The organism is Asanoa iriomotensis (assembly GCF_016862515.1).
GTDB classification, from domain to species: domain Bacteria; phylum Actinomycetota; class Actinomycetes; order Mycobacteriales; family Micromonosporaceae; genus Asanoa; species Asanoa iriomotensis.
In genome coordinates this window covers 1-8424 of the sequence record NZ_BONC01000134.1, presented here as the reverse complement: position 1 = coordinate 8424, position 8424 = coordinate 1, and the positions used below count along the sequence as shown (strand labels likewise).

The 8424-nt window shown below is 67.4% G+C and carries 7 protein-coding genes; 5 read left to right on the top strand and 2 right to left on the bottom strand.

Annotation, left to right across the window (positions count from 1 at the left end; all coding sequences use genetic code 11):
- The first annotated feature begins 616 nt into the window (after positions 1-616).
- Positions 617-1555 carry a hypothetical protein gene (locus Air01nite_RS39915; protein ID WP_203708624.1) on the top strand — a complete coding sequence of 313 codons (939 nt, stop codon included), beginning with the start codon at positions 617-619 and terminating at the stop codon, positions 1553-1555.
- A 294-nt stretch (positions 1556-1849) separates the two neighbouring features.
- Here Air01nite_RS39915 and Air01nite_RS39910 read toward each other — a convergent pair whose 3' ends face one another.
- Entirely contained in the window at positions 1850-2032 is a 183-nt protein-coding gene (locus Air01nite_RS39910) for a hypothetical protein (protein WP_203708623.1), read from the bottom strand.
- A gap of 133 nt (positions 2033-2165) precedes the next feature.
- Here Air01nite_RS39910 and Air01nite_RS39905 point away from each other — a divergent pair, with 133 nt between their 5' ends.
- The 4 genes from Air01nite_RS39905 to Air01nite_RS39890 all read left to right on the top strand — a co-directional run bounded on the left by Air01nite_RS39905 (position 2166) and on the right by Air01nite_RS39890 (position 7048).
- Positions 2166-3326: a hypothetical protein gene (locus tag Air01nite_RS39905; protein ID WP_203708622.1), complete on the top strand. Its 1161-nt coding sequence runs from the start codon at positions 2166-2168 to the stop codon at positions 3324-3326.
- Positions 3327-3594: 268 nt separating this feature from the next.
- On the top strand, positions 3595-4437 hold the full coding sequence (locus Air01nite_RS39900) for a pPIWI-associating nuclease domain-containing protein (protein WP_203708621.1): 843 nt from the start codon (positions 3595-3597) through the stop codon (positions 4435-4437).
- A gap of 902 nt (positions 4438-5339) precedes the next feature.
- The gene (locus Air01nite_RS39895) at positions 5340-6281 is read left to right on the top strand and encodes an MvdC/MvdD family ATP grasp protein (RefSeq protein ID WP_203708620.1); all 942 of its coding nucleotides are present in this window, start codon (positions 5340-5342) and stop codon (positions 6279-6281) included.
- 5 nt (positions 6282-6286) lie between these two features.
- Positions 6287-7048 (top strand): hypothetical protein, encoded by a 762-nt coding sequence (locus tag Air01nite_RS39890; protein ID WP_203708619.1) that lies wholly within the window; start codon positions 6287-6289, stop codon positions 7046-7048.
- Between the two features lie 101 nt (positions 7049-7149).
- Here the strand turns inward: Air01nite_RS39890 and Air01nite_RS39885 are convergent, their stop codons facing one another.
- On the bottom strand, positions 7150-8007 hold the full coding sequence (locus Air01nite_RS39885; RefSeq protein WP_203708618.1) for a TIGR02391 family protein: 858 nt from the start codon (positions 8005-8007) through the stop codon (positions 7150-7152).
- Positions 8008-8424 lie beyond the last annotated feature (417 nt).

Here is an 8424-nt window from a genome sequence, read left to right as displayed (position 1 = left end):
AACGCGACCACCGAAAACCGCGTCGACCCGCACGCCGAACGGGGTCCCCACACGACCGTGAGCGAGGGTGCTGCGCTGGTCGGGAGCGCTACTGGTAGCGCCTGGTTATGCGGCAGGCCCGGCGTTACCGACCGCGTTACCCGCCGCTACCACGCGTCGGTGCTGCCGCTTCCGCTTCGCCGGGGACACAAGCGAAACCAGGAATTGACGCGCAAAGTGGACCGGGAAGCGGAAGGTTCCGCCCTTGCGGCCCGACCCGCGATGGCGTCCGGACCGTTCGGTCGTCGCGTCGATCGTGGTGTTCCCGTGGTGCGTGACCGTCCAGCCCGGACCCGGCGGACCTGTTCTGTCCAGGCAGAGGTTGCGAGCGTCGACCACGCCGACCTGCTGCTCGTAACGTAGGTCTGAGCGATCCGAGCTCGTCTTGGTCAGGATTACCTTGCGAAATCTGGGATCACAGCTCGTTCGGCGGGGGCTGTGAACATGCCGACCGGCGACGTGGCCGATATCGACACGCTGGCGTTCGCGAACATCCGTCGTAGTGCGACATGATGCTTACCGTTCCCGTGCACGACAGTCGTTCCGCAGGTTGTCTTCGTCCGATCAGGAGAGCCCAGTGGCGCCGCCGATCCCGATTCCCGCTGACGTTCGCCTCTGGCTGAGTGGCGTCTTTGCCGGCTGCAATGAGCGGGTGGCGAGCACCATGACACAGGTCCCGACCATCCACGAAGTGCCGCTTGACATGACCTTCATCCAGCACTTCCTCGGTGTCTCCGCCCCGCGCCGATTCCCGTCGGGCTGGTCCGTCGAGATCAGCACGCACTACCTCGGCGGCGGACGTCACTACGGCGAGTGGGGAGACTGGCCGCGTCGATGGGAAATCGCCGACATCGGGCTTCTTGTGGTGTACCGCCAGGGCGGCAAGGTCCTCCGCTCCAAGGTCGCACTGTTGCAGAGCAAGCGGCTCTACCCTGATGAGCAGCCATTCGACGAGGACACGCCGATCGAGTACATGGCCGGCTTCGGGAGGCTGTTCCACTCCGATGAAGACTGGGCGGCCATCACTGAGCCACGCATCTTCAATTTCACCGAAGGGTCGCGGTACAGGGCGTTGTTGACCGGCGTCACCCAGTACAACGCGATTGCCTCATACGAGCGGCAGCGCAACGTCCCCGTGTACTACCTGCTGTACAACCCACGCCAGATCCCGTCGTCAGCCTCCGTGCCTATCACTGACGTGAGCGAACCCAGCGGCGCGTGCGATGTCGGGTGCCGGGTCGTGCCAGCCCTCCAACTCCGTACCGCGCTGGCTGGGCAGCCAGACGGCCACAGCCCTGCCTACGAAGAACTGCGGGCATCGCTCGGCGAGCCCTTCGCGCCCGAGGTTCATCCCGCGGGCTGGCGTCTTGAGCACTTCGTCGCAGACCTGCTGCTCGACTGCAAGACCGGCTACATCGCCGAGAGTCGATCGGACGGCGGGCTGAACTACATTTTTAACCGCCGGACCGGCCCGATCGCAGCCGCTCTCGCCGTAACGCTCGACGCGCCGGTATAGATCGGCGAGCAAGCACCGCCAACAGTTGTCCCGTGGCGGCGACTCGCAGAGTGACTCTGACCCTTGCAAGATCACTCGCAATCTAACTCTGACCTTCGCAACCTTCGGCGATACAAGACAGGACCCGCTGACCGGTAGCACCCCGCACGGGCCATGATCGTGGTACTGGCAGCCTCGCGTATTCGGCTGGTGCGAGTTCCCCGAAATGACGGCCGTTTCGTCGCGCTCGGTAATCAGTCCAGTAGACGAGGTTGATGATCAGCAACGATCTCGTCGTGGTGCTGTGCAGAGGTGTCATCGCTGGAAAAGCTCGCGGATCGCGGCGAATACGCCCGCCGCGGTGCCCACGCCGACCGCCCACGCCGGGCTGTACGCGGCCAGCGCCCCGGCGGCCGCAGGCCCGCCAGCCGCCACGATCGTGGTCCACCGCCGAGGTCCCCGTGGATCCGGGGTCGACGAGCTATCTCCGCTGTTCATGAAACCGTTCACTCCTTCGTGGCCCGAGATGCCCGTTGCCTCGTGCCACACCAGCAGACCAGTCGGCGAACGTCCGGTTCCCGACAAGCTCGCGGGGCTCCAAACCCGACAGCGGCCGGTACGGTCGCAGGTCGTGGTCCGCAAACGGCCCAGCCCCGCCGACACCGCCCTGCTCGCCGCCGCCGGCGAACGAGGAGCCACGGCCACACTCGCCCAGCTCGAACGGTGGCGGACGGCGGGACTGCTGATCCGCAACGACCGACGTGGTGCGGGGCAGGGGCAGGGCAGTGTCTCGACCGCCCCGGCCGAGGCCGTCGACCCGGTGGTGTGGCTCAGCGCCCACGCCCGCCCGGGCCGCCGCCCCGACGACCTGGCCCTGGAGGCATTCGCGGCCGGCCTGCCGATCCCGGAACCGACCGTGCGCCGGGCGTGGCTGACCGCCGCCACCGACTTCCGGCACGACGCGCTGCTCGGGCCGCACGAGGCAGGTGATCGCAGCGCCTGGATCGGCGACGTTGCGGACGAACTGGCAGGCAAACACAGCGGCAAGAGCGTGCTGCTGCCACGGCGCCTGCGCGACGTCGACGCCCGCATCGCCGCGGCCGGCATCTCCTTCGCGATGCCGGAGCTGGCCGCGTTCGACAAAGGCTCCACCGAGGCCGAGCCGTACACCAGCCGGGACTTCCTCACCACGGCCGTCTCCGCGGTGCTGGGCGGCACCAGCGAATTCGTGGACGCCGACCTCGCCGCGATCGCCCGGGCCCTGGCCCCTCCCGGCGCGGCCGTCCCGGTCGCCTCCATGCTCGAGTACCCCGACGACCGGCCCGCCCTAGCGGACATCAACGACGGCCGCGGCCTGAACCTGCTCCTGGCCGGCGACGCCCGCGACGAATTGACTCGGATTGTCACCGAGGCCTCCCCCACCCAGCTACGGGCAGCCTGGCAGGCCGTCGACGAGATGCACCGCTGGGCGGTGTCGCTATGCGAAACCGTGGAAGCCGAACTGGACGCAATCGCGGCCGGCGAACCCCAGCCCGACTTCCCGGGCCTGCTGCAGTGGTTTCACGGCGTCGCTTTCGGGCTCAACCGGCTGCTGCTGCGCCAGGCACTGCTCGAACCGGCCCCGTCCCCGAAGGCTCAGGCGAGCACCGCGGTGATGCTGTTGTTCCTGGCCACCGGGATGAGCCGGCTACAAGTGATGGTGCCCGATGGGCAGTTCGAGCTGCTGCGGGTGCTCGTGCCGCCGTTCCTGTACCAACTGGCCGAGCTGGTCGCCGACGACGACCCAGCCTGACCGCGGCGCCGTCGACCATGGTCGACCCAAGCGCCGCCGTTGATCAGCCAACGTGCACCACTCGACCCAAGCGAGCACCACCCGCGGCGCGCCCGTCCCGGCCTCGACCCGACAACGGCGTGTGCCGCGTCCTCAATCGAACGCGACGCCGACCAAGGAACACCGACGCGCACACCGAAATGACCCACATGCTTGTCGTACCTCGGGCGTACCCTCGCGCGCGGAGGTTGATATGCCACGAAAGGTCACACCGGCCCAGTACAACCGCATGGTCAACGAGCACAACCGCAAGGTGAAGCGGGCCGTCGACACGTACAACCGCGAGGTTACGGACTACAACCGCAAGCTCAAGCGGGCCGTCGACGAGCACAACCGCGAGGTACGGGCGTACAACGCCCGCGTGCGCGCCAACCGGCAGCGGCTCAACGCCGAGATCGCACAGTTCAACCGGCAGCGCTCGACGACCCGCTACGTCACGGTGCAGACCTCCACCATTGCGTTGCACACCGCGTACGCCCACGTCGACGAACAGTCCGAGGGCTGGAACGAACGCGGGCAGCAGCTGGCCGACCTGGCGGAGGCCGAGACGGCCAACAGCACCCAGCTCGCCAACACCCTCCTGGACGGCACGGCCGCCAACGCCGAGCAGATCGAGGAAACCTCGCTCACCGACGAGTTGTCGTCGCTGTCGGAGGACCTGCACAACCGGTGGGAGGGCGCACGGTTCGCGATTAACCCGCGCAACCCCGACGCGGCGCGACACTTCTGCACCAGCGCCCGCGAGGTCATGGTGAAGCTGATCGATATGAGCGCGCCTGACGTCGCGGTGCTGCAGGCCAAGCCAGACTGTGCACGGGGGCCGAACGGTAGAGATGTGGCACGACGCGAGAAGATCGGATACCTGCTTGATCTCAACGGCGCCGGCTACGAAGCCCTGGGCGACTTCGTCGAGCAAGACGTCAACGACGTGTTGAACCTGTTCTCCCAGTTCAACAAGGGCACGCACGGCACTGCCGGCAATTTCGACATCCCTGCCCTCCGCGCTATCAAGCACCGTGTGGAGAACTCCATCCGGTTCCTGTCCACCCTGGTCCGAGGCGCTAACCGGTAACACCAGACCTCACCCGGGCCGCAACGCCTGGCACGGGGGGTCGCACTGCCGCCCAAGCCGCAGATCATCAGGTACTGAAGGTGATCTCTACAGTCGGCCTTTCCGCTGGACGACACGGGCAGGTGCGGCAATGTTCTGGGATCAACGAGCGTCCGCTGCCGGACGCAACCGCGAGCGCGTGGCCGCACTGCGGTGCCACGCTCACCCCCGCGCCGGCGATCGTGCTTGATCCGCCGCCGGGCGGCAAGATCACTCCCGCGCAGGTGGAAGCAAGACATCCGACGGTTTGTTCCTGTCGAGCCCGGAAGCCCGGGCGCGGTTGAGCCGGGCCTTTCGTCAGCGCCGGTGGAAGCACTTGCTGGACTCGTGCCGGCCTGGTCGCGGACGAGGCGGTTAACTGGTGTACTGGCAGCCTCGCGTATTCGGTTGGCGCGAGTGCTCCCTCGGCAGCCGGGCGTCGTTACTAGTTGTGATCAGCGTTGGATCGCTCGTCTGCGAGGTTGGCGGCTCGGCGTTTAGGGGTTGGCGCGGGTCCGTGCCGGCGGCCAGTGGCTCGGCGGCGTGCTCGCTAACCAGCGGCGCGCAAGGTAGTCCTGACATGGGCTTCCGCTTGTCGATTGCCCGAACGCATCGACGCGGTCTCGGGTTCGGCGGTGTGCGTACGCTGTTCAGGCCAGATACGCCTATCAGTTCCGAGAAGGAGTTCCAACGGTGGATCTTTATCACCTTCTCAGCGTCCCCGCTTCGGCCGCGGTCTCGCTGGCCGAGGTGGCGTCCTCGCCTCGCGACGCCGGGATAAAGGGCATGACCGACCCTCGTTCCCGGCCGTCGACTCGGTTCACCGAGTCGATCGAAAGCACCGATGAAGAACGGTCCGGGATGCTCCTGGGCCCGGTTGCGCCTTGATTTCTGCCGCCCCTGTCCTGATCGTCGGAGATCGCGCTGATCCCCATGTCGAGGCCATCGTGGACCTGCTACCCGCACAGGGAACGGTCGTCCTCGACGCGGTCAGCCTGAGCAGCGTGGTGCAGTGGCTTGACCCGATCAACGTCCGCCTGGTCGACGTGTCCGGGGCCGCGGTAAGCCTCGGCGCGGATCGGGCTGCCCGGGGCTGGATTCGGCGTCTGGCGCCTGCGGGCTGGGATCTGGGAGTGACTTTGGGCAGTCACGGCGCGGCACGGCTGTCCTCGCGACTGGCGCTGCTCGCCGCGATCCTGCGCGAGCCGAGCCTGACCTGGTTAACCCCGGTAGATCCCTTGTTCGCTGCGGAGAACAAGGTAGTGCAGTACCGCACCGCCATGGCCATCGGAATCCGAGTCCCGGCCACTGCCGTGAGCGGCGCACCAGGCGATCTTGCAGCGGATCTGGGGGACCCGTTCATCCTGAAGCCGCTTGGTCCTGGCCACTTCCAGGAGCCGGACGGTTCGTCGCAGGTGATCTACGTCAAGGAGGTCCGGGCGACCGACCTGGCTCACATCGACCTGCTCGACGCGCCGTTCCTTGCGCAGACGGTCATCGCGGCCGACGTCCACCTGCGGGTCGTTACGGTCGGCAGCCGCGCCTGGACGGCCGAGTTGGATGCTGCCGGCCTGCCGGTCGATTGGCGCGAACACGAATCCGCGCACCACACCTTCACCGCCACCGAGCGGTGGTCGCAGGTCGAGAAAGCCGCTGTGCGGCTGGCCACGATCCTAGGCGTCGGCTACAGCAGCCAGGACTGGCTGGTCGACGAAGACGGCCCCGCGTTTGTCGATCTCAATCCGGGAGGTCAGTGGTTGTTCCTTCCCGAGCCGATTGCCACGTCAGTGGCACAGGCGCTCGCCGACTGGCTGGCGGACCGGTAGTGCGCGTGATCAGCGCGGACAAGCGGTTCGCCGAAGCCCGGGTATACGGCTACTACGTCCTCGCGGTATTCCGTCCAGGGGTCGAGGTGCCCACCTTCGGTCAGCCCACAGACTTTACCGACAGTCTGGACGGCCTTTCCGATGACGATCGCAAGACCGTTATCGAAGAAGGGCGGCGGCAGCTCGACCGGCAACTGGCTGATCTTGAGAAGAACAAGTCACGGGCCGCGACGATGCTGACCGTCGGGCTGGCGGAGGTCGGCGTCCTTGCCGCGGGTGCGAATCGCGCATTCGCACACGGGCCCTGGACCGGCATCGGATGGATCGTGAGCGCGCTCCTCGCGTTGCTGGCCCTGGGCGGAGCAGTCTCCCTGCTCACCTCGCAAGCAGTTTTCGGGCGGACCGACACACGCGCGGTCGCTTCCGGCCCGACACCGTTGCAGCAGCAGGTCGCGTTCGGCTACGCCGACGCGGTCGGCTGGGGAGAAGAGACCATCCGGACCAGGATCACGGTCCTGCGGGACGGCGTTCTGCTCGCGGTAGCATCTGCGGTGCTGTACGCGCTGATCTGGCCTTTCATCTCCGGCGCACCGAGTCAGAAGAGCAATCCGCAGCCCAGCACCACAGGAGTATCGACCACATGCCCGGCGACCTGTACGCCTTCCTCGCCCAGCAACCCGCCGACTCGAACGAGCCGGAGCGGCGGCCCGGCACGGGGCCTGACGAGCAGCGCCCCCGCCCCAGCACCATCTACACAGCGTCCGTAGAGACGATCGACAACGACCGCGCGACTACGTTGCTCGGCAACGTCAGCCTGTAGCGAGGGGCGAGCCCATCGACTCGCCCCTTCACCGTGGAAAAGGCACGGTCAGTTTGCCTTCCCCGGCCTGGCCGGCGCCTCAATCAAGTCGCACTCGTCGACCCATCGGGCGAGCAGGCTCAGCGCGGCAAGCCGCTCCACGGCAGCCTGCTCGTCGAGTTGCCCCGCTCCGTGCGCGACCGAGTTGCGGATGGTCATCTGCACCCCGGGCGCATAGAACCGGAGGCCACCGTTCATCGAACTGACGTCCCGGTTTGCCGGATCGCCCGGCCAGCGCAGCCGCGGCTTGCCCGGTGCCGGCTCCTTGTCCGAGAAAGCCTCCTGCCAGAGGCTGGTGTCCGGGACGTCGTTGCGCCCAGTGCGCGTCTTGACCAACAGGGCGACGGCTTCTGCCGCTGCCGCGACGGCCTCGCGGAAATGGCGGTCACGCCACAAACGCGACGCCGCGCCCCACACGGTCGGGTGCATCGCCTCCGCGCCAATCGTCGGAGGACGTTCCGCCTCCGCCTGCAGGATCAAACCGTCCAGCCCGCCGAGCGCCTGGTCGCACGCGCCGAGCACGTCAACTACTTCCAGGAGCGGCTTCGGCCGGGTGATCGTCTGCCAAGCAGCGATTGGATCGACAACGCCGACACCCTGCACCCCGACCCCCACGTTCGTCAGCGGCACGGCGGCAGCAGCCAGCCCGGCTGCCCGGGACACCCGCGCCTGCCGACGTTCGATCTCCGCCTTGCTTGCGTCCTCGCGCGGGAAGACCGCCGGGGCGATACCGCGGGCGAACCCGCCCAAACCGCCGGCTTCTCCGTTCTCGACATATAGCTCAAGCAGGTCGACGAGCGCTTCACGGAAGTCAGTGACCGCCGTCGCCAGCCTCTTGAGGTACTCCGGGTTCTTGCGTGCTTCCACGCGCCTCATCGTTTCACGGGAAATCCTCGTATCGAGGTCCGGTACCACCCAGGCGGTAGCTCCGGGGGTCCTACTCGACCGCGCGTCGGTAAAGCCCGGGGGCCGCGCCGCCACCTTGACCAGCCGTTGGGCACGCGCGTACAACTCTCCGCGCACGAGCGCCGGCGGCGAGAATTCCTTGTCTAGGGTTGGCCATCCATGGCCAGGAAACACCTGGTGCGCGGGCCACGGGGCGCCGCGGATCACTGGCTAGAAATGGTCATTGGCCGCCAATTCTCGACTGGGCGCGGTCGAGAGTTGGCGGCTGCGCGGAGCCCGGTTGGTGTGCCGGGCGAGTGTGGCTCCGGTCGGGGTGGATGGGTTGGCCCAGCCACAGCGAGAGTTGTTCGCCGCCCGCACTGCGGTCAACCGCACGGG

Coding starts and splice junctions, on each gene's coding strand:
- Air01nite_RS39900 (WP_203708621.1), top strand. CDS start 3,595: ATGGTCAACGAGCACAACCGCAAGGTGAAGCGGGCCGTCGACACGTAC.
- Air01nite_RS39910 (WP_203708623.1), bottom strand. CDS start 2,032: ATGAACAGCGGAGATAGCTCGTCGACCCCGGATCCACGGGGACCTCGG.